This window comes from Streptomyces malachitofuscus, assembly GCF_055571035.1.
Genome location: NZ_JBVIGA010000011.1, coordinates 166,860 through 187,838, shown reverse-complemented (window position 1 = coordinate 187,838; position 20,979 = coordinate 166,860). Strand labels below are relative to the sequence as shown.

Annotated in this window: 19 protein-coding genes and 1 pseudogene; 7 read left to right on the top strand and 13 right to left on the bottom strand. The window is 73.0% G+C overall.

Annotation, left to right across the window (positions count from 1 at the left end; all coding sequences use genetic code 11):
- Nucleotides 1–93 precede the first annotated feature (93 nt).
- The 5 genes from ACZ44S_RS18270 to ACZ44S_RS18250 form a co-directional block, all read right to left on the bottom strand.
- Entirely contained in the window at nt 94–1,113 is a 1,020-nt protein-coding gene (locus ACZ44S_RS18270; RefSeq protein WP_466930099.1) for a MerR family transcriptional regulator, read from the bottom strand.
- A 32-nt stretch (nt 1,114–1,145) separates the two neighbouring features.
- On the bottom strand, nt 1,146–1,817 hold the full coding sequence (locus tag ACZ44S_RS18265) for a HEAT repeat domain-containing protein (RefSeq protein WP_466930097.1): 672 nt from the start codon (nt 1,815–1,817) through the stop codon (nt 1,146–1,148).
- 78 nt (nt 1,818–1,895) lie between these two features.
- Nucleotides 1,896–2,645: a polysaccharide deacetylase family protein gene (locus tag ACZ44S_RS18260; RefSeq protein ID WP_466930094.1), complete on the bottom strand. Its 750-nt coding sequence runs from the start codon at nt 2,643–2,645 to the stop codon at nt 1,896–1,898.
- Nucleotides 2,646–2,857: 212 nt separating this feature from the next.
- Nucleotides 2,858–3,757: a DMT family transporter gene (locus ACZ44S_RS18255; RefSeq protein ID WP_466930091.1), complete on the bottom strand. Its 900-nt coding sequence runs from the start codon at nt 3,755–3,757 to the stop codon at nt 2,858–2,860.
- Nucleotides 3,758–3,770: 13 nt separating this feature from the next.
- Nucleotides 3,771–4,601, bottom strand: a complete 831-nt coding sequence (locus tag ACZ44S_RS18250) for an SDR family NAD(P)-dependent oxidoreductase (protein WP_466930088.1) — start codon at nt 4,599–4,601, stop codon at nt 3,771–3,773.
- Nucleotides 4,602–4,839: 238 nt separating this feature from the next.
- Between ACZ44S_RS18250 and ACZ44S_RS18245 the strand changes: the two genes are divergently transcribed.
- On the top strand, nt 4,840–5,904 hold the full coding sequence (locus ACZ44S_RS18245) for an MGDG synthase family glycosyltransferase (protein WP_466930248.1): 1,065 nt from the start codon (nt 4,840–4,842) through the stop codon (nt 5,902–5,904).
- Between the two features lie 40 nt (nt 5,905–5,944).
- Here ACZ44S_RS18245 and ACZ44S_RS18240 read toward each other — a convergent pair whose 3' ends face one another.
- The 5 genes and pseudogenes from ACZ44S_RS18240 to ACZ44S_RS18220 form a co-directional block, all read right to left on the bottom strand.
- Nucleotides 5,945–6,778: a ribonuclease BN gene (locus tag ACZ44S_RS18240; RefSeq protein WP_466930086.1), complete on the bottom strand. Its 834-nt coding sequence runs from the start codon at nt 6,776–6,778 to the stop codon at nt 5,945–5,947.
- A 38-nt stretch (nt 6,779–6,816) separates the two neighbouring features.
- The gene (locus tag ACZ44S_RS18235) at nt 6,817–8,118 is read right to left on the bottom strand and encodes a sigma-70 family RNA polymerase sigma factor (RefSeq protein ID WP_466930084.1); all 1,302 of its coding nucleotides are present in this window, start codon (nt 8,116–8,118) and stop codon (nt 6,817–6,819) included.
- A gap of 242 nt (nt 8,119–8,360) precedes the next feature.
- Nucleotides 8,361–10,421, bottom strand: coding sequence for a SpoIIE family protein phosphatase (locus ACZ44S_RS18230; protein WP_466930082.1), 2,061 nt, complete (start codon nt 10,419–10,421; stop codon nt 8,361–8,363).
- Nucleotides 10,422–10,557: 136 nt separating this feature from the next.
- Nucleotides 10,558–11,139: pseudogene (locus ACZ44S_RS18225) on the bottom strand (MBL fold metallo-hydrolase).
- A gap of 198 nt (nt 11,140–11,337) precedes the next feature.
- Complete coding sequence (locus ACZ44S_RS18220) at nt 11,338–13,449, bottom strand: MMPL family transporter (RefSeq protein ID WP_466930080.1); 2,112 nt, start codon at nt 13,447–13,449, stop codon at nt 11,338–11,340.
- Between the two features lie 74 nt (nt 13,450–13,523).
- Here ACZ44S_RS18220 and ACZ44S_RS18215 point away from each other — a divergent pair, with 74 nt between their 5' ends.
- The 6 genes from ACZ44S_RS18215 (at nt 13,524) to ACZ44S_RS18190 (ending at nt 19,751) form a co-directional block, all read left to right on the top strand.
- Nucleotides 13,524–14,033 carry a MarR family winged helix-turn-helix transcriptional regulator gene (locus ACZ44S_RS18215; protein WP_466930077.1) on the top strand — a complete coding sequence of 170 codons (510 nt, stop codon included), beginning with the start codon at nt 13,524–13,526 and terminating at the stop codon, nt 14,031–14,033.
- A 141-nt stretch (nt 14,034–14,174) separates the two neighbouring features.
- On the top strand, nt 14,175–15,404 hold the full coding sequence (locus tag ACZ44S_RS18210; RefSeq protein WP_466930074.1) for an AfsR/SARP family transcriptional regulator: 1,230 nt from the start codon (nt 14,175–14,177) through the stop codon (nt 15,402–15,404).
- 117 nt (nt 15,405–15,521) lie between these two features.
- Nucleotides 15,522–17,039, top strand: coding sequence for an aldehyde dehydrogenase (adh, locus tag ACZ44S_RS18205; RefSeq protein ID WP_466930071.1), 1,518 nt, complete (start codon nt 15,522–15,524; stop codon nt 17,037–17,039).
- Nucleotides 17,039–17,443, top strand: a complete 405-nt coding sequence (locus tag ACZ44S_RS18200) for a DUF779 domain-containing protein (protein WP_466930070.1) — start codon at nt 17,039–17,041, stop codon at nt 17,441–17,443. Before adh ends, ACZ44S_RS18200 begins: the two co-directional genes overlap by 1 nt.
- Nucleotides 17,444–17,599: 156 nt before the next feature.
- Entirely contained in the window at nt 17,600–18,661 is a 1,062-nt protein-coding gene (locus ACZ44S_RS18195) for a right-handed parallel beta-helix repeat-containing protein (protein WP_466930067.1), read from the top strand.
- A 61-nt stretch (nt 18,662–18,722) separates the two neighbouring features.
- Nucleotides 18,723–19,751 (top strand): methyltransferase, encoded by a 1,029-nt coding sequence (locus ACZ44S_RS18190; protein ID WP_466930065.1) that lies wholly within the window; start codon nt 18,723–18,725, stop codon nt 19,749–19,751.
- 75 nt (nt 19,752–19,826) lie between these two features.
- On the opposite strand, the gene ACZ44S_RS18185 is transcribed toward ACZ44S_RS18190, so the two are convergent.
- The 3 genes from ACZ44S_RS18185 to ACZ44S_RS18175 are packed head-to-tail and all read right to left on the bottom strand — an operon-like array spanning nt 19,827 to nt 20,952.
- The gene (locus tag ACZ44S_RS18185; RefSeq protein WP_466930062.1) at nt 19,827–20,162 is read right to left on the bottom strand and encodes a TcmI family type II polyketide cyclase; all 336 of its coding nucleotides are present in this window, start codon (nt 20,160–20,162) and stop codon (nt 19,827–19,829) included.
- Nucleotides 20,163–20,206: 44 nt separating this feature from the next.
- Nucleotides 20,207–20,689: an SRPBCC family protein gene (locus ACZ44S_RS18180; RefSeq protein WP_125509056.1), complete on the bottom strand. Its 483-nt coding sequence runs from the start codon at nt 20,687–20,689 to the stop codon at nt 20,207–20,209.
- A gap of 2 nt (nt 20,690–20,691) precedes the next feature.
- Nucleotides 20,692–20,952, bottom strand: coding sequence for an acyl carrier protein (locus ACZ44S_RS18175; RefSeq protein ID WP_189558828.1), 261 nt, complete (start codon nt 20,950–20,952; stop codon nt 20,692–20,694).
- Nucleotides 20,953–20,979 lie beyond the last annotated feature (27 nt).

Below are 20,979 nucleotides of genomic sequence, written 5' to 3'. Positions count from 1 at the left end.
CCCGATATGGCGCCTGTGTGCGAGAGCAGTCGGCCAAGCTACATGCCGTCCGGCGTCAAAAGGTATATCGAAGGTCACACCGGGCGTTCCGGATCAGTCGGGAAGGTCTGTCCGTCGTGCGTCGCGCAGCCGCAGGACGTACGTCGCGGTGAGCGCGACGGCGCGGTCCGTGTCGTGCGCCAGCTCCGCCAGGGCACGGGACGCCGTGCGTCCCGGGATGTCCGCGAGCGCCTGGGTCAGCCGCCGGCGTGCCGGCACCCCGGTCGTGCCGTCGGCCAGGCGGTCGACGAGCCCTGCGGCGATCCGTTCCGCCGTCCCGGGATCACGGGCCAGCGCGCTCAGCGCGTCGGCCGCGTCGACGTCGTTCGTCGCCTCGACGACCATGTCCACGAGTGTCACAACCGCCTCGGCCACCCCGCGTGTCCCCGCCGCCACCGCCGCATGTCCGCGTACCACGGGGTCGGAGTGGGCGAGGGCGTCCCGCAGCAGCGCGGTCGCCGCTTGGTCCGTCATCTCGGCGACGGCCCGGACCGCACGTTCCCGCACCTCGGCCCGTGGTGAACCGAGGCCCTCCGCCAGCAGTTCCAGTCCGCCGCCCGAGCGCGCCAGAGCCCAGCGAAGGGCTCCGGCGACGTTCGGGTCCGCCTCGTTCAGCGCCGCCTCCACCAGGGCCTCCACCGGCATCGGGACCTCGGCGGCCGAGGACAGCGCGGCGCTCTGGCGTTTCCCCGCGCTGTCCGACCCCAGGGCGTGGAGGAGGGCGACGGTCTGGAGGACTTCCTCCCAGTCGGCGGGTTGCGCGGCGCCGATCCGTGTCAGCCGGGTCAGGAGCTCCGTCTCGCTCGCGATCCGTTCCCGGGTCCGCAGGACGAGGTCGTCGACGAGCTTCGCGGGCGTGAAGCCCGGATCCTCCAGCGCGCGCCCGACCTCGCGCAGCGACAGCCCCAACGACCGCAGGCTCTCGATGTGGAAGATCCGCCGGATGTCCTCGCCGGAGTACTCGCGGTAGCCGCCCGTGGTCCGGCCCGTCGGCCGTACCAGACCGAGCCGCTCGTAGTGCCGCAGCATGCGGGCGCTGACCCCGGACCGTCGCGCCACCTCACCGATCAGCACGCTCTGCCACCCTCACCCATCAACACACTCCGTCACCCCTTCTCGCCGGACCTGCCGAGGGCCACCATGCGCTTCGCCTCCTCGATCGCGTACTCGAATCCGGCATCCGGGTCGCGCAGCAGCCGCTCCGTGGCGATCGCGTGCCGGCGCACGCGAGGATCGGGATCCTCCGTGGCGGCGTTCAGGACGGGCACGATCACCTCCCCGAGCGCGACCAGCGCCCGGCCGAGACTCAACTGCGTCGGCATCCCGCCGCGCCCGAGCTGTGTCGCCAGCACTCCGGCCAGCGCGGGTTCCTCACCCGCCGGTACGAGGACCACCGCAGCTCGCCAGGCGCTCCGCGCCACCTCGTCGTCCGGGTCGGTCAGGACCGCCCGGGTGATCACCGGCCACGCCCGGCGGTCCCCGATCTTGGACAGCGTGTGCAACGCCTGGCTGCGCGCCTGGGCACAGTCCGAACGGACTTCCTGGACGAGCTTCGGCACCGTGCGGGACGGCGAGTGCCGGGTGAGCGCCCACGTCAGCATGTCCCGCACATGGAACTCGGGCTCGACCGCGCTGCGTTCGACGAGCTTGTCGACCGACCGGGGGTCCGGGGTCGTGCCGGCCGCCAGCGCGGCCCGCAGCCGCGTCGACGCGTCACCGTGCTCCAGTCCGTGGAACAGCCGTCGCAAAGGGTCCGTGTGCTCTCTCGGCACGGTCATCGGGGACCACCTCCTCGTCCGCAGTGAAGACCTTGTCACGGTGTCAGGGTCAAGCGGGCGGGAGAGCGGGCACCGTGCTCAGCGATGGTGCACGCCGTGCTCGGCGAGCGGGCCGACCGCCAGGCCCGCCCTCCGGCAGCCGTGCACGATGCCGGGCAGGGCGCCCAGCGTGGCCCGCCAGCAGCCCGGTGCCGACATCCTGTCCGTGTCGTGCAGGAGAAGCGTGCCGCCGCCGCGCAGACCGGCCGCGACGGCCGAGCGCACCGACGCCGCGGTGGCCCCGGCCGTCCAGTCCCTGCCCCAGGCGGTCCACAGCACGGGGCGCATGCCTGCCGCACGGGCGGCCGCCCAGCGCCCGGACGTGAGGATGCCGTAGGGCGGCCGGTACCAGAGGGGGCGCCGGCCCGTCAGGTCGCCCACGACGCCCGCCGCCCGCAGCAGGGCGCGCACGTCGTCCGCCGGGGCCGGCAGCCACGGGCGGTCGTGGCTCCAGCCGTGCACGGCCAGTTCGTGCCCTCTGCGAAAGGTCTCGCGCACCAGTGAGGGGTGCCGTACGGCGCCGTCGCCCAGGACGAAGAAGGTCGCCCGGACGCCGAGTTCCTCCAGCGAGTCGAGGAAGCGCGGGGTGGACTCCGGGTCGGGTCCGTCGTCGAAGGTCAGGGCGACGTGGGAGGGGTGTCCCACACCGGCGAGGCGCGGCACACGGCGGCGCACGACGGGCAGCCAGGTGGCGGCCGGTGCGATGTGGGCCGCGGCCACGACGGCGGCCGGCGAAGCCAGCACCGCGGCCGCCCGCCGGACGGGCGAAGGGCCGGAGGACGTGGGCATCGGTTCTGCCTCCTTTCCGCGGGGGGCGGCCGCGCCGGTGCGGTACGGCCAGGGGGTGTCCGACACATGCCCGCGGCGTCGCGGCATCTGGCACGCACGCTCGCCGCGTTGCCGAAACGCCCACGTGGCTCCGCCACGAGGGCGCTCCGGCGCCTTGCGATGGCACCCACCGGACGCTGCTCCTTCTCCCGCGCTCATGTGTCGGGCACCCCCTAGGGCACCGGCCGGGGTGAGCCGCCCGGGCGCTGCGACGCCGCGTCCCAGTTTCCGGCGACCGACGGGGCGCGGGCCAGCCCCGCGGTGCCCGCCCCGATGAGCAGCACGCCGATCACGGCGGGCACCACCCGCACACCGAGCGTGATCCCTTCCCCGAACAGAGCCCACCCCAGGGCCACGCTCGTCAGCGCGTCACCGAGGGTCAGCGCGGGTGCGGACGCTGCCAGTGTCCCGGCCCGGAACGCCCCCTGGAGCAACAGGAAGGCGGTCACTCCGGCGACGCCCGTGGCGTACAGGGGCCACGTCCCCAGGACGGCGCCCGCCCCGTCCGGAATGTGGCCGGTCACTTCCTTGAGCAGCGCCGCCGTCAGGGAGAACGACACGGCCGATGCCAGTCCGAGGAGCGCCGCGCGCGGTGCGCCCCGCACCGCGCGGGCCGTCGCCACCAGGACCACCACGGCACCCAGTACCACCCCCGCGGTCGCGAGCCACGCCCCCGCGGAGGCGGTGGACCGCCCCGGGGCCGGAGCGACGGAGGTGAGGAACACCGCCAGCCCGGCGGCCAGGGAGACGAACGCCAGCCAGGTCCTGCGGTCCGGACGCCGGTGGAAGACGACACTGCCGACGACGAGGGTGAACAGCAGCTCGGTGGCCATGAGCGGCTGGACCAGCGCGAGACTGCCCACGCCGAGAGCCGCGGCCTGCAGCACGGACGTCAGCGCCAGCATCCCGGCACCCGCGACCCAGTAGGGATTGCGCAGCACCTGTCGGAGCCAGCGGACGGCCTGGCGCACGCCCGCGCCGGCCTCCGGTTCGTCCGCCGCGGCCCGCCGTTGCAGCACCGTGGCCGCGGCGTTCGCCAGCGCGGCCAGCAGGGCCAGGACGACGACCAGCACGCCGTGACGCCGTTCAGCCGAACACGGCGGCGAGCCGCCGGTACAGGCCGGGCGCCGCGCCGCGCAGCCGGGCGGGCACCCGCAGCCAGCCGGGAACGTAGATCTCGTCCCGGCCCCGCGCGACCGCGCTCCACACGGCGTCGGCGACCCGCTCGGCAGGCACCGGCCCGGGCCATGCCCGCCGGTAGGGGGTGCCGCGCCGCTCGAAGAACGGGGTGTCCACCACTCCCGGCACCACGAGACTGACGGCGACGCCGCTGCCGCGCAGCTCGTACCGCAGGGAGTCGGCGAAGGCGCCCAGCGCGGCCTTGGCCGCCGAGTACACGGCCTCCTCGCGCACGCCCACCGTCCCCGCGAGGGACCCGATCAGCACCAGACGCCCGGAACCGGCCTCCACCATGTGCGGCAGCACCTGCCGGACCAGCCGCAACGTGGCGAGGAGATCGACCTCGACGACCTCCTCGAGGGCGGACGGCGGCATGGTGCGGAAGGTCCCGGCCCAGCCGATGCCCGCGCCGGCCACCAGGAGGTCCACGCGGCCGGTGCGGTCGAGGGCGAACCGGGTCAGCCGTTGTTCGGCGCCGGGCTTCGTCAGGTCCGCAGGGAAGACCGACGCCGGCGCCCGCTCGGCGACTCGGCTCAGACGTTCGGCGTCCCGCCCGTTGAGGACCAGACGCCATCCTTCCGCGGAGAGCCGCCGGGCCACGGCGGCGCCGATGCCCGAGGAAGCACCGGTCACCAGCGCGGTGCGCGGGCGCCCGGCGTCGCCGGCCGGGAAGGCCGGCGCGGCGGACGTCCGGGGGAACGACACACCGGCCGTGCCGGCACCGGAAGCGTGAGACATGGGCTGCACCTCGGCTGCGAGGGTGGACGCCCGGAACGCGGTCGGCCGCGGCCGCTCCCGGCGTTCGGCGGGGAATGACATCCCGGAGTATCCCGGGTCCGGCCGCCGAAACGTCGTACGGCGTGTTTCACCGGCGCAGCGGAGGGAGACACGGCATCCCGTGCACTCACCGTCCTCGGCTCCCCGCCGATACGCCCCGGCGGACGGCAGACTGCGACTGCTGATCGTCAGCGCGAGCATGGGGGCCGGTCACGACACGGTGGCCGGCGAACTCGCCCGCCGTGCCCGGGAACAAGGCCACGACGCCCAGGTCGTGGACCTCCTGCGGCTGCTTCCGCACGGCCTGGGCACCGGGCTGCGCTTCTTCTACCAGTCGTCGGTACGGCACTTCCCGTGGGTGTACGCCGGCCTCTACCGCGCGCTGCTGCGCCCCGGCCCGCGGCACCGTCCCAGCGGTCTCCCCCTCGCCCGGCTGGCGGGCGGCCGGCTGACGGACCTCGCGGAGCGCACGGGCGCCGACGTGGTGGTCCCCGTCTTCCACCTGGCCGCCCAGCTGACCGGCCACCTCAGGGCACGGGCGCGGCTGCGGGCCCCGAGCGCCGTCCTGGTGATCGACTTCGCCGTGCACCGGCAGTGGCTCCACGCCGGCAACGACCTGTACCTCTGCCTCACCGACGACGCCGCGCGGGACGTGGCGCGCAGCCTTCCCGTGCCCGTCGAGACGACCGGTCCCGTCGTGGCACCCGACTTCTTCGCACCGGCTCCCGGCGCCGCCGCATGGCGCCGGCGCTTCGATCGGCACGCCCCCGGACGCCCGCCCGTCGTCCTGTCCGCCGGTGCCTGGGGCGCGGCCGACGAGCTGGACGGGACGGCCCGGCTGCTCACCTCCGCCGGTTACCTCCCGGTCGTGCTGTGCGGCCGGAACGAACGCCTGAGGGCCCGCCTGGCCGGGCTGCCCGGCGCGCTCGTACCGGACTGGGTCACGGACATGCCCGGCCTGCTGCGGGCGGCCCGGGTCCTGGTCGACAACGCCGCAGGCCAGACCGCCGTACAGGCCCTGGCCTGCGGGCTGCCGGTGGTGGGCTACCGTCCGCTGCCGGGCCACGGCGCGCAGGGCGTACGCCGGATGGCGGCGCTCGGCGTCTCCGAGATCGCCACGGACGCCACCGCCCTGCTGCGCGCGCTGCGGCGGCTGTCGGCGGACGGCGCCCACCGCGACCAGCGGGTCGCCCGCGGGCGGGAGCTCTTCTGCGGAGACGCGCTGGCACGGGTGACCGCGCTGGCCGGCATGTCCCCGGTGTGATCGGCCGCCACGGCCGGGGAAGGGCCGGGCGCGGCGCCCGTCAGCCCTTGTCGCGGGCCGCTCGCGTCCCGGCCGTCGGGGGCAGGTCGTCGGTGAACCGGTGCCCGTGGTGGTCGAGGAGCCAGCGCCCGAACAGGGCGCCGCCGAAGATGACGAACCCCACGCCGATGAGCCACGACTCGACGATGAGGACGACCCCGACGGTGCCGTAGCTGATCGCGTTGTCGACGATCAGCGGGGTGAAGACGAAGTAGGAGAAGCCCCGCAGACCGATCAGGCCCGTCATGGTGGCGAGCGCCCCCGGCAGCAGATGCCGCCAGCGGACCTGGCCGCCCAGCAGGAAGCGCTGGCCCCACCAGAAGAACAGCACGCCGGTCACCAGCGAGAGGGTGATCCGCTCCGGCCCGTACATGGCGTCGCGGGTCAGCACCTCCTGGTAGAGGTACGCGGTCAGGACGCACAGCCAGGTCGCCTGACGCCAGATCCGGTGCCACGGCCCGGGAGGCAGGTTCCAGGTCCGCTCGTATCCGTTCTGCACACTCCCGCCGAACGGGATACCGAACGCGGCGAGTGCCACCACGCCCCACAGACTGGTCGTGCCGATCACCTCGCGCGGCGGGCTGATGATCTCCGCGAGCACACGCGCGGACCGTCCGGACAGCCCCATGCCGTCGGCCAGCCAGGCCGCGAAACCGCCCCGTCCGAGCGGATCGGCGGCGGCGATCACGATGAGCAGCGGCGCCAGCGTGACCAGGGCGAGCGTGGCGAACCCCATGGCCCTGTGCATCAGTTCGAGGTCACGGCCGCGCCGCAGCAGGACGTCGACGCCCAGCCACTCCCATCCGCGCCGGAGCGCGCGCAGGTGACGCCTCACGGTGCGCTCCTTCGTCGGCTCGCGTACCCGCGTCGGTGTCACGCACGCGGCGGCAGGCGGGACAGACCCGGGCGGGGAAGGTGCTTCTTCTCGGTGCGCTCGGTGGCAGGCGGGGGACGGGCGGGCCGGCAGAGGAGCTGGGTCCGATGGTGAGCGGGTGTCCACGCCCTCGGGAGCCGCGGTGCGCCCCCGGCGCACGACCACCGCCGACGCGAGCCGGACGGCCCGGACCCCCGCCTCCCCACGGACCACCGCCGCACCGGGCGCCCGCCGCCATGCCGGACCCGGCACCCGGCACCGGCGGCCGGGGTCCGCAGCCTTGGGGCGTCCGGGGCCCGCGGGACAGGGGCCGGCGCGGTCCCAGGGGCCGGGCCCGGCGGCCGGGCGGAGTTCGCCGCGCAGGGTGCCCGGCCGGGGGACCGCTCGGGACCGTGCGGCTCCGCCGCGATCCGGCGCACGCACGCGGGGCGCGCCGGCCGGACCGTACGGCCGGTGACCGGACCCGGCACCCCGTCCCCAGAACCCGTGCCCGGCTCGCCCGCCAGGAGCGCCCCGCGGAGCCGGTCGAGGCAGCGCCGCAGGATGCGCGACACCTGCATCTGGGAGACGCCGATGGCGTCCGCGATCTGCTGCTGGGTGCGCTCCCGGTAGAAGCGCAGATGGAGCACCCGGCGGTCGCGCTCCGGCAGCTGCTTCACCAGGGCGGCGAGCGCCACCGTGTCGACCACCCGTTCCAGGGCGGGGTCCTCGGCACCGATCAGACAGGCGAGCGGGGACTGCCGGCCGTGCCCGGCGGGTTCGTCGAGGGACCGTGGACGGCATGCGTGCACCGCACGCAGTGTGGACAGCACGCGGTCCCGCCCGAGCCCGGTGTGCGCGGCGATCTGATCGGTCGTGGGAGGGGAGCCGCCGAACCGTTGTTCGAGTTCCCCGACGGCCTGCAGGATCCGGCCGCTCGCCTCCTGGAAGGGTCGGGGCAGCCGCACCGTGGTCGTGCGGTCGCGCAGGTGGCGCCGGAGTTCACCGGTGACCTTGGGCAGCGCGTAGGACAGGAAGGCGTGGCCCAGGGCGGGGTCGTAGCCGTCGACGGCCTTGATCAGCCCGAGACACGCGACCTGCAGGAGATCGTCGAACTCCTCCCCGTGGCGCTGGAAGCGGCGGGTGACACGCCGCGCCATCGGCAGCAGCCGACGGATGACCTGGTCCCGGAGGGCGGCCCTGCGCGGCCCCGGAGGTTGCGCGGACAGCTCGCGCAACAGCGCGTCGAGTTCGTCCGAGGACGGCTCCGGCGCGGCGGCGTCGCGCGTCCGGTGCACGGCGGCGGCTGGTGGGGTGGACATGGGCCTCAGGGGGTGTCGGGCCAGGTGGGGAGACGACCGTCGGACGTGGGCGGCCACCTCTCACCGAGGAGCCGTGGTACCCACGTCAGTGTCGGAGTCACCCTCCGGCCGCGTCCTGAAACACGGCCTGGGCCGCGTGCGGGAACGCTGTCCGTCCGGCGGGTGATGCCCGGTGGCCGCCGGTTGCGCTTCCGGGCCGGGCGACGGGGGCCGCGGCGCGGTGGCGGGGGCGTCGTCCACCCTCAGCAGGGGCTGATCAGCAGCAGCGCGATGTCGTCGCCGGGAGTGGGTGCATGGCGCATGAGCGCGTCGGCCATGGCGTCCAGGTCGGCCGGGTCCTCGTGTTCGAGGAGCCCGGCGAGGGCCGCGATGGCGTCGTCGAGATCCACACCAGGGGCTTCGACGAGCCCGTCGGTGTAGAGGACGAGCACACAGCCGGGCGGCAGCGGGAATTCCCTTGTCGCGTAGCGGGAGTCCGGCTCGATCCCGAGCAGGAGGCCGGGGGGTACCAGGACGGGTTCGGTGCGTCCGTCGGCATGGCGCAGCAGGGGCGGCGGATGGCCGGCGCTGGCCAGGCGGGCGCTGCGGCCGGCGAGGTCGAGGTGGACGTAGACGCAGCTGGTGAACAGGTCCGGCTCGAGGTCGTTGAGCAGGCGGTTGGTGCCGGCCAGGACCCGGTCGGGGGACGAGCCCACGGTGGCGTGGGCATGGACGGCGGTGCGGACCTGTCCCATGAGCGCGGCGGCGTCCACGTTGTGCCCCTGCACGTCGCCGATCGCAGCGCCCGCGGTGCGCTCGTCGAGGCGGATGAGGTCGTAGAAGTCGCCGCCGATACCCAGGCCCCGGGCCGCCGGGAGGTAGCGTGCGGCGACCCTCAGGCCGGGGACGTCGGGAAGCTGGTGCGGCAGCAGGGCGGACTGCAGGCGGTGGGCGAGTTCGTGCTTGCTGTCGTAGAGGCGGGCGCGGTCCAGTGCCTGTCCGATCAGACCCGCGATCGAGGTCAGGACGGCGCGTTCACCGGGCGGGAAGGGATGGCGCTTGCGGTAGGAGATGAGCAGTGAGCCCTTGGGCCGGCCGGAGGCGATCAGCGGCAGGATGGCCCAGGCGGCCATCTCGTCCTCGTGCGCGGTGGACGGATAGTCACGTTGCAGGTCCGCGAACGTCGGATAGAAGCCCGGGATGCCGGTGGTGAGAACTCTGACCACGGGCATGTCCGAGCTCAGACGGACGGACTCGAAGCGTCGTGCGAGTTCGGCGCTGTAGCCGCGGTGACCGATGATCCTCAGCCGGCCGTCGTCGGCGGTCATCAGCACCATGCCCTGGGCACCGAGTGCGGGCAGGAGCTGGTCGGCGGTCTGGTCCACCACGTCCTGGACACCGACGGCCTCCGTCAGCGTGGCCGCCAGCTGCATCAGGTGGTAGAGCAGGGTGGCGCGGCTGGGGCCGGCGGCCGGCACGGAGGGCGGGGCGGGAGCGCTCTCGGACGGGTCGGTGGCGGTGATGCGGACGCTGATGCCGGAGGGGTCCGGATGCAGCTCGAAGGCCAGCCACGTCCGTGGCGGGCGCAGGACGGTGAACTTCTGCGGCTGTCGGCTGACCAGCGCGGCCCGGTAGCGGTCCTCGACCTGGGGGACGTCCATCCAGGGCAGGGCCTCCCAGGGCAGCGCGCCCATCAGATCTTCGCGGTCACGGCCGAGGAGGCCGGCGCAGGCAGGGGTGATGAAGGTGATGCGGCCGTGATTGTCCAGGCCACAGGAACCACCGGGCAGCCGGTCGATGAAGGCCGCGGCGGCGGCCGCCTCGTCCGGGGGGCGGGTATGCCCGGTCGCCAGGGGCAGGGTCCGCGGACGCTCCGCGACCCGTACCGGGTCGCCCCGCTCCGCGGCCTGCTGGAAGATCGTCCCCAAGAGGCGGCAGCCCGACTCGATCGCCTCGCGCTCGACGGGGGTCAGGTCGGGCGGCCGGTCCCCGGACCACAGCAGCACCAGCCCGCCGCGCACCGTGTCCCCCGAACCGACCGGGGCAGCGGACAGCGCGAAGTCGTACGGCAGCACGAGGGCCGGCCGCGGATAGCGGCGGGCCATCTCCTCCTGACCGCCGATCCACACCAGGCGCCGTTCGCGCACGGCGTCCGCCACCGGCATCGGGTCGGTCAGTGCGACGCGCCGCCATGGAATCGCGAGCTCGTTCGGCACGCCGGCCACCAAGATCAGCGACAGCGCTTCGTCGTCCGGCGGCAGGACATACAGCAGCCCGCCGTATGCGCCGCTTTCCCGCACCACGGCGGCCATCGCGGTTTCCATCAGCTTTCCGTCCGATCCCGCTGCGGCATGGCGACCGACCCCGGCGGGACTGCACCCCACCAGTCACACCGTATCCCGCGCATATGCGGACACTACGCCCGGCGTGCCGCAACGGCATCCAGGCACCGAAGAAGGATCACGGCCGCCCGGGGGCCACGCCAAAGGCGCCGACCGTCACCCGCTCGCCCCGAGAACACCGCAGGAGGTGTGCGCCGTACCCCCGGCGTCCTGCCTCGGTGAGGAAGTCGGAGAGCGGTGACCTGAACACCGGGTAGCCGTCGTGGTGGACCGGCGGCACGCGGCGCGGACGGGCCCGGTGCGTGACGTCCGGGCGGCGAGGTGACCCGCACCAGGGAGTCGCCGCGCAGGGGCGTGTGGTTCTGCCACGTGCGCAGACCGACCGCGCGGTGGAACCCGAATCCCGAACAGGCCCTGGAGGCACCGGGAGGCGTGCGGCGTCGTGACGAAGGGCAGACCGCGGGTCCAGGCCGCGCCGGGCCACTCGGTCGAAGTGGTCGCCGTGCAGTTGCGACAGCACCACCGCGTCCAGGTCCCCGTGGGGCAGGTCGGCGACATCGAGGGCCGGCTCGGACAGCCGGCGCGACACGAGCCCGTGGCCGAGGTGGGCGAACTGGCCCCGGTGGAGGAAGTTCGGGTCCGTCAGCAGAGTCAGGTCCCCGTAACGGATCAGCAGGGTGGCGTTGCCGATGAAGAGGATCTCGGCGTGTCCCGGGGCGGTGGCTGCGGCATGACGATCTCCCTGCGGCGGGACGGCGCCCGGCCCCTGACCGGGCGTCGCCGAACGTGCGCGGTGTCCCGTGCCGCCGGGGTCCGACCGGGCACGAGTGCCCGCCTGCTCACGGCGGAACCGGGAACACCGGCGCACGTTCGACGAGGGTGGCTGAGCGGACCGCCCTCACCCCACGGGCCCGGCCCCGGTCGCCGGTTCGGAGGTGCGCCGGGACAGGGCGCTCGGCCACCACGCCGGCGGGCCGATGTCGAGCACCAGGGCGGGGACGAGCAGTGACCGCACCACGAGGGTGTCGAGCAGCACCCCGAAGGCCACGATGAACGCGATCTGCACCAGGAACGCCAGCGGGATGACCATCAGGGCGGCGAACGTCGCGGCGAGCACCACACCCGCCGAGGTGATCACCCCGCCGGTCGTGGTCAGCCCGCGCAGCACGCCCTGCCGGGTGCCGTGCACGAGCGCCTCCTCCCGCACCCGGGACATCAGGAAGATGTTGTAGTCGACGCCGAGAGCGACCAGGAACACGAATCCGTACAGCGGTACGGAGGCGTCCGTACCGGTGAATCCGAGCAGGTGCTCGAAGACGAGCGTCGAGACACCGAGGGTCGCCAGGAAGTTGAGCGCCACGGTCGCGACCAGCAGAACAGGTACGAGCAGGGAGCGCAGCAGCAGCACGAGGATCAGCAGGATGATGCCGAGCACCACCGGAACGATCAGGGTACGGTCCTGCGCGGCGGTCTCCTGGGTGTCGTACTGCTGCGCGGTGTATCCGCCGACCAGCGCGTCGGCCCCGGGCACCGCGTGCACGGTGTCGCGCAGCCGCTCGATCGTCCGTTTGGCGGCGTCGCTGTCCGCCGCGTCCTCCAGGGTGGCGTCGATGCGGACGCGCCCGTCGACGACCTGCGGTTCGCCGCCCCCCGGCCGTCCCGAGGCGGACACGGCGCCGGCCGAGGCCACGCCCTCGGTGTCCCGCGCCGCGGCCGTCACCTCGTCGGCGCGCCCGGCGTCGGCGATGATGACCGCCGGGTTGCCGGACCCGCCGGGGAAGTGCTCGCCGAGCGCCTTCTGGGCGGCCACCGAGGGCGCGTCGTTCACGAAGATCTCGTCGAGCGGTACGCCCTTGGCGGACAGGGAGGGGGAGAACGCCGCGAAGACGGCGAGGACCAGCGCGGTCAGCGCCCACACCCGGCGCGGCCTGCGGTCCACCGTCGCGGCGACCCGGCGCCACACGCCGTGGCCCTCCACGGACGCGTCCGTCGCCTTCGGCCGGGAGGGCCAGTACGCCGCCCGGCCCAGCAGGGCCAGCACGGCCGGCAGGAAGGTGAGCGTGGAGAGCACGGCGCACACGATGCCGATGGCGCCGACCGGTCCGAGGGCCCGGTTGTTGGTGAGGTCGCTGGCGAGCAGGGCCAGCAGGGCGAGCGCCACGGTGGCCGCGCTCGCCACGATGGCGCCGAAGGACCGGCGCACGGCCGCCACCGCGGCCGCGGCCCGGTCACCGCGCACGGCGAGCTCCTCGCGGAAACGCGCCGCCAGCAGCAGGGCGTAGTCGGTGGCGGCGCCGATCACGAGGATGGAGAGGATGCCCTGCACCTGGCCGTCCACCTGGACGACGTCCCGGTCCGCCAGCGCGTAGACCACGGCGCAGGCGAGTCCCAGGGCGAAGACGGAGCCCAGGATGATCACGAACGGCAGCAGGACGCTGCGGTAGACCAGCAGCAGGATCAGCAGCACGGCGCTGAGCGCCACGCCCAGCAGCAGTCCGTCGATGCCCGAGAACGCGTCCGACAGGTCGGCCTGGGTCGCCGCCGGTCCGGCGATCCGTGCCGTGGTCCCGGACACGCCGTCCGCCGCCCCGCGCACCTCGTCCAGCACCGCGGGCAGTTCGTCGCCCAGGTCGGACTCCAGCTGAACCACCGCCTGCAGGGCCCTGCCGTCCTCGGAGACCACCGCCGGCGAGGGCCGGCCGACCACACCCGTGGCCCCGGCGAGCGTGCCGACGGCGGCCGTCGCCTCCTTCTGCTGGGCGTCCGCGACCCGGGCTCCGTCCGTCGTCCAGACCACGATCGCGGGCAGGGTCCCGGACTGGTCGAACGCCTCGCGCGCCCGGAGGACCTGGGTCGACTCGGCGCTCCGCGGCAGGAAGGTGGCCTGGTCGTTGGTGGCCACCTCGCCCAGCTTGCCCGCGTACGGCCCGAGCGTCCCGCCCACTCCCAGCCAGACGACCAGCAGGACCAGGGGCACGAGCCATCGGGCCCAGCGCGGCGTGTTCTTCATGAGCATCCCCACGAGCAGTCGAATTAAGTCAATGATCGAGTATCTCAATCATTGAGTGATCCTATACTGAAGTCATGAGCGGTACCGGTACCCCCTCGACACCGATTCAGGGGCACGACCCGGCGGGGTTGCAGTCCTTCGCCGTCCAGTTGCGCCGGATGAACAACGAGTTCAACCGCATCGCCCACGATTTCGCGCAGTCCCAGGGGCTGCACCTCACCGACGTCCAGGCGCTGATCGCCATCCTCGACGCGGACGCCGACCCCGACGCCGACGGCGAGCCCATGACACCCGGACGCCTGCGCAAGCAGCTCAACCTCACGTCCGGCGCGGTGACCGCCTGCGTCGACCGGCTGGAGAGAGCGGGCCACATCCGGCGCGTGCGGGCGGCCGGCGACCGCCGAGTCGTGCACCTGGAGTACGCGGAAGGGGCCAGGACCGTCGCCAGGGACTACTTCCGGCCCCTGGCCCGGAGCACCGACGCCGCGCGCGGCCGCTTCACCCCCGCCGAACTGATGGTCGTCGCGCGGTTCCTGACCGAGATGAACCGGGAGCTGAACCTGCTGCGCGAGAACTCCGGCTGAGCGGCCGCACGACAAGGCACACGCACCTTGCTTTTGACGCCGGACTGACGGATAACACAGACATCGGGCCGAGGACCCCGCCCCGGCGCGGTCCTCGCGGGCGATGGACGGTTGTTCCCGTCGGACGGCAGGGAAGAGCACATGTCACAGCGCAGTGACCTGCGGCAGCACCGGGCCATGCTGGAGAGCGCGTGGTCCCGCTGTGTCCCGCAGATGAAGGCCGCCGGCACCCGGCCCCTCGGTGCCGAGGCACTGAGGCGGGACGTCACCGAGTCCTGGCTGCGCTCACTGAACAGCGTGGACCCGGCGCTGGACAGCGCCCCCGTCACCGACGGGGGAGCGGTGCACCGCCGGTGGCTCGGCTCGCCGCTGCGCCGGCCGGTCGCCGGTCTCACGGACGAACTGCGCGCCATAGCGGAGGACGCGGGATTCGTCACCGCGGTCACCGACGAGACCGGCACCATCCTGTGGACGTGCGGCGGACGCACCATGCGGCGACGGGCCGAGCGCGTCAACTTCGCGCCCGGCGGCCGGTGGGACGAGGGCGCCATGGGCACCAACGCCCTGTCCCTCGCCCTGCGCACCGGTCGCCCCAGTTCCGTCTTCTCCGCCGAACACCTGGTCACCGCCCTGCACGGCTGGGTCTGTTACTGCGCTCCCGTGCACGGCCCGGACGGGCGGGTCCTGGGCGTGCTGGACATGTCCACCACCTGGGACCGCTCCAACCCGCTGGCCATGGCCACCGTGCGCTCCCTGGTCGCCACCATCGAGTCCCGGCTGCGCACCGAACCGCCCCGCACCGACACGGCCCCCGTGCGACTGACCTGCCTCGGCGCCGGGGAAGCCGCCCGCGACGGAGCAGCCCTGCCCCTGCGGCCGCGGCAACTGGAGATCCTCACGCTGCTCGCACTGGAGCCGGACGGCTTCACGCCCGGCCGGCTCCGCGCCGCCCTGTACGGCGACCGGACGGTCACCGCGTCGACGTTCAAGGCGGAGATCTCCCATCTGCGCCGCGCCCTCCACGGCGGCGTCGCCACCCGCCGCTACGCGCTGACCACTCCCGTGTCCTGTGACGCCCGCGAGGTGCTGCACGCGCTGGAACAGGGGGACGTGGAGACCGCGCTGCGCCTGTACCGCGGCCCGCTGCTGCCCCGCTCCGAGGCTCCCGGCATCGAGGAGTGGCGCACGCACCTGGAAGTGGCCGTGCGCGAGGCCGTGCTGGCCGGCACCAGCCCGGACCACGCCCTCCGGTACGGCGAACGGGCCCCCTACGACGTGGAGGTGCACGAGCACGCGCTGCGCCTGCTCCACCCGCACGACACCCGCCGCGCCCTCGCCATGGGCCGCCTCACCACCGCCCTGCGGTACTGACCCGCGACCGCGGCGCGACACCAACCTCGCGCCAACCTCGGGGACGCACAGTGCCGTCCGTCACGGCGGACCGGACCGTCGGACCACCGCACTCGCCACCCCTCGAGGAGAGCCGCCATGGTGTACGCGCAGCCGGGAACGGACGGCAGCATCGTCGACTTCGCATCGCGGTACGACAACTTCATCGGCGGGGACTGGGTCGCCCCCGTCGAGGGACGGTACTTCGAGAACCCGACACCGGTGACCGGTGCGACGTTCTGCGAGGTCGCCCGCTCCTCCGCCGCCGACGTCGAGCTCGCCCTGGACGCCGCGCACACCGCCGCGGCCAAGTGGGGCGCCACGTCCGTCGCGGAGCGGTCGAACATCCTCAACCGGATCGCCGACCGCATGGAGGAGAACCTCGAGAAGATCGCCGTCGCGGAGACCTGGGAGAACGGCAAGCCCGTACGCGAGACGCTGGCCGCCGACATCCCGCTGGCGATCGACCACTTCCGCTACTTCGCCGGAGTGGTCCGCGCCCAGGAGGGCAGCATCGCCGAGATCGACGCCGACACCGTCGCCTACCACTTCCACGAGCCGCTGGGCGTGGTCGGCCAGATCATCCCCTGGAACTTCCCCATCCTGATGGCCGCCTGGAAGCTGGCGCCCGCGCTGGCGGCCGGCAACTGCGTGGTGCTCAAGCCGGCCGAACAGACCCCGGTCAGTCTGCTGTACGTGATCGAGCTGATCGCCGACCTGCTCCCGCCGGGCGTCCTCAACGTCGTCAACGGCTTCGGTGCCGAAGCGGGCAAGCCGCTCGCCTCCAGCGCCCGGGTCGCCAAGGTCGCCTTCACCGGCGAGACCACCACCGGGCGCCTGATCATGCAGTACGCCAGCGAGAACATCGTCCCCGTCACGCTGGAACTGGGCGGCAAGAGCCCCAACATCTTCCTGCCCGACGTCACCGCCGCCGACGACGACTTCCTGGACAAGGCCGTCGAGGGCTTCGTGATGTTCGCGCTGAACCAGGGCGAGGTGTGCACCTGTCCCTCCCGCGCGCTCATCCACACGTCCATGTACGACGAGTTCATGGCCCGCTGCGTGGAGCGGACCAAGGCCGTCGTCAGCGGTGACCCGCTGGACCCGGAGACCATGATCGGCGCACAGGCCAGCAACGACCAGTACGAGAAGATCCTCTCCTACATCGACATCGGCCGGCAGGAGGGAGCCGAGGTCCTCACCGGCGGCACCCCGAGGGCCGTGCCGGGCCTGGAGGGCGGCTACTACGTCGAGCCGACGATCTTCCGCGGCACCAACGACATGCGGATCTTCCAGGAGGAGATCTTCGGCCCGGTCGTCTCCGTCACCACCTACGACTCGGTCGACGAGGCCCTCAAGATCGCCAACGACACGCTGTACGGCCTCGGCGCCGGCGTGTGGACCCGGGACGGCAACACCGCCTACCGCCTGGGCCGCGGAATCAAGGCCGGCCGGGTGTGGACCAACTGCTACCACGCGTACCCGGCGCACGCGGCCTTCGGCGGCTACAAGAAGTCCGGCATCGGCCGCGAGAACCACAAGATGATGCTCGACCACTACCAGCAGACGAAGAACCTGCTCGTCAGTTACTCCGGGCAGAAGCTCGGGTTCTTCTGATGGAGGCCCGCACCCGGCGCGTCGCACTCACCCCGGCCGCCGAGGAACTGGTGCGGCGCATCGTCCACACGCACGGCCCGGTGATGTTCCACCAGTCCGGCGGGTGCTGCGACGGCAGCGCGCCCATGTGCTACCCGCGAGGAGAGTTCCGGGTCGGCGCCTCGGACGTCCTGCTCGGGCACGTGGCGGGCGACGCCCCGTTCTGGATGAGCGCCGACCAGTACGCGTACTGGTCGCACACCCACCTCACCGTGGACGTGGTCGCCGGCCGGGGCAGCGGCTTCTCCCTGGAGGCCCCCGAGGGCGTACGGTTCCTGCTCCGCTCCCGCCTGCTCACCGACGAGGAGCTACGGCGCATCGGCAGGGAACCGCCCCTGCCCACCGGGGCGGACGCGACCGGATGAGGACACCGCCGTCGCCGCCCGCGAGGCGGCGACGGCCGTCCCCGGTGCCGCCCGCACGGGCGGCGCCCGCCCTCCCACGACACCGGGATACGGTCACCGCGCCCAGCTGGGTGATCACCGGTGGCGGGGCGGAACCCCCGCTCATAGCTTCGGCTCATGAACAGACGACACCTCGCGTATCTCGCATGCACCGCTGCCGTCCTGGCCGCCGGACTGGGGGCCGCCCCGTCGGTCGGGCACCACCCCACCGTGCACCGCGTGCAGCCCGGCCAGTCGATCCAGAAGGCCGTCGACGCCGCCGAGCCGGGGGACACCGTCCTCCTCGCCCCCGGCACCTTCCGGCAGAGCGTCTCCATTACCGAATCGGACATCACCCTGCGCGGCCACGGCGCGAACCGCACCGTCCTGCTGCCCGCCAAGACGGCCAAGGGCGCCTGCGCCAAGGCCGGCAACGGCATCTGTGTCACCGGCACCGACACAAAGCCCGTCGAGGACGTCGGCGTGCGGTCCCTGACGGTCCGTGGATACGCCAAGAACGGGCTGTGGGCCACCGGGACCGAGGGACTGAAGGTCCGTTACGTCACCGCCGAGAAGAACGGCCAGTGGGGCATCGCCGAGGAGCGCTCCGTACACAGCGTCATCAGCCACAACGTGGCACGGAACAACGGCGACGCGGGCATCTTCGTCGCCAACACCGTCGACACCGAGGAAGGCGCCCGGGACGCCCGGAAGACCGTCGTCCGGCACAACACGACGGAAGGCAACCGGGTCGGCGTCACCGTACGGCGCCTGCGGAACCTCAGCGTCACCCACAACGAGGCCACCGGCAACTGCGCCGCCGTGTTCGTCGTGGGCGACGAGTCCACGCCCCGCGCCGGCCACCTCGACGTGAAGTACAACCGCGTCCACGCCAACAACAAGTACTGCGCCAAGACACCGCGCCTGCCGTTCCTCCAGGGCTCCGGCATCGTCCTCACCGGCGTCGAGAAGACGGTGGTCGCCTTCAACCGGGTGGAGAACAACAAGGGCACCTCCCCGCTGTCCGGCGGCATCGTGCTCTTCAAGAGCCTCGTCGGCACGCCCAGCGAGCGCAACGAGATCCGCGACAACCTCGTGACCGGCAACAGCCCGGCCGACCTGGCCGACCGGGACACCGCCAAGACCAACACCTTCAGCCGCAACACCTGCACGCTCTCCGAGCCCGCCGGTATGTGCTGAACCGCGCCGACCCGCGCCCGCATCCCCCACCCACTGCACAACAGCAGAAGCGAGGCAACGGATGACCACCGTTGATCCGGCTCCCCCGCCGCCCATGCGGCTGAGGGAGCTCGTATTCGGGGCGGCCTGCGCCGCCGCCGTACGCGCGGCCGTGCGTCTGGGCGTTCCCGACGCCCTCGACGAGGGCCCCGTGACCGTCGACGACCTGGCGGCCGCGGTGAAGACCCAGCCGCACACCCTGCGCCGGCTGCTGCGCGCACTGTCCTGCCAGGGCGTCTTCACCGAGAACCCCGACGGCACCTTCGAGCACACCGAGATGTCCCGGCTGCTGCGCGAGGACGACCCGCACAGCCTGCGCTACATCGCCCTGTGGTGCACCGAGCCGTGGACCTGGAACGTCTGGCCGCTGCTCGACGAGGCGGTGCGCTCCGGCCGCAACGTCTTCGAGGACGTGTACGACCGGGAGTTCTTCACCTACCTCAACGACTCCGCCCCGGAGTCCGCCCATGTCTTCAACCGGGCGATGACGACGTCCAGCGAGCAGTCCGCCCGTGACGTGGCCCTGCTCCTCGACCTGGACGACGCCTCCTCGGTCGTGGACATCGGGGGCGGCCAGGGGCACGTCCTGGCCAGCCTGCTGGAGAAGCACGCACACCTCCACGGCACCCTGCTCGATCTGCCGGGCGTCGTGGAGAACGCCGACCCCCGGCTGCGCCCGGGCGGCGCACTCGCCGGCCGGGTCGACGTCGTGGCCGGTGACTGCCGGGAGGCGGTCCCCGTCGAGGCGGACGTGTACATCATCAAGAACGTCCTGGAGTGGGACGACGACAGCACCCGCCGGGCCCTGGCGAACGTCCGCGCGGCGGCGCGGCCCGGAGCCCGCGTCGTGGTCATCGAGAACCTCGTCGACGACACCCCGTCGATGCGGTTCACCACCGCCATGGACCTGCTGCTCCTCCTCAACGTCGGCGGAGCCAAGCACACCCGGCAGAGCATGGTCGACCGCCTGACCGACGCGGGCCTGGTCATCGACGAGATCCGCCCGGTGAACGCGTACCTCCACGCCTTCGAGTGCACCGTGACCGGCTGACCCGGAAGGCGCCGCACACCCGAGGCCGCCGGCTCCGCGACTGACGCGGGACCGGCGGCCTCGGGGTGTGCGGGCTCAGGAGCCGGCGCCGCGCTCCCAGCGGTAGAAGCACTGCGCCATGGCGTCCTTCGGGCTGCGCCACGTCGCCGGGTCGTACGGACTGACGTACGCCTCCAGCTGCTCGCTGATGCGGCGGAACTCGGGGTGCGAGGCCACCTTCGCGATGGCGGGCGCCGGGTCCCGCTCGGCCTCGATGAGGTGCAGGTACACGTCGTCCCCGAACTGGAACAGACTGCGCCGGCTGACACCGACCAGATGGGGGAGTTCACCCCGGTCGGAGGCGGCGAACACATCGGCGATGTCCGGCGCCGAGCCGGGCTTCATCCGGGCGACGATGAGGGCGTGGTGCATGGGTGTCCTTCCCTGTCCTGCCGGTGTCCTTCGTGGACCGGCGCTCAGCGCGAGGACGCGACGGACGCGCTCTCGCTGTCGCGGGCGACCTGCTCGATCCGGTCCCGGATGAGGGCCATCTGCGTACGGGAGTTGCGGTTGATGTTGTCCGTCATCCACGCGTCGTCGACCGGGGCGTCGGGCTTCATCGCGAAGTCCTGCGTCCAGCGCATCTGGACACCGCCCGGCAGCTCCGCGTACTCCCACAGGATGTCCATGTGGGCGAACGGGCCCGTCTCCACCCGGCGGGCACGGACGATCCGCTTCTCGCGGTCCGGGGTGCGCTCCGACACCCAGCTCCACACCTTCCCGTTCTCGTCGGGGTGCATGGTCAGCCGGAACGTCGTCGTGTCGCCCTCGCGGGAGAGGATCTCCACGGACGCGTACTCGCTGAAGAGCCGCGGCCAGTTCTCCAGGTCGTTGGTCATCTCCCACACGAGGTCGAGGGGAGCGTCGATGGTGATGCTGTTCTCGGTGTGTCCGGCCATGTTCAGGCTCCAGCCGTGAGGGTGCTGTTGACGAGGTTCAGGAACTCCCGGGGCGTCCTGCAGCGCTCCGAGTCGGGGGGCAGCGACTGGCCGTACCGGTTCTCCAGCTCGCCGACGATGCCGAGCAGACCGAGCGAGTCCAGGCCGAAGGAGTCGAACGGGGACTCCGCGGCCTCCTTGAGCTCCCGCGGGTCGACGGTGATGCCGGCCGCCTGCTTCATCAGGGCGGACAGCTCGTCGAAGGTCACTTCGGTGGTGATCATGGGTGACTGCTCCTTCCCCGCCCGGGC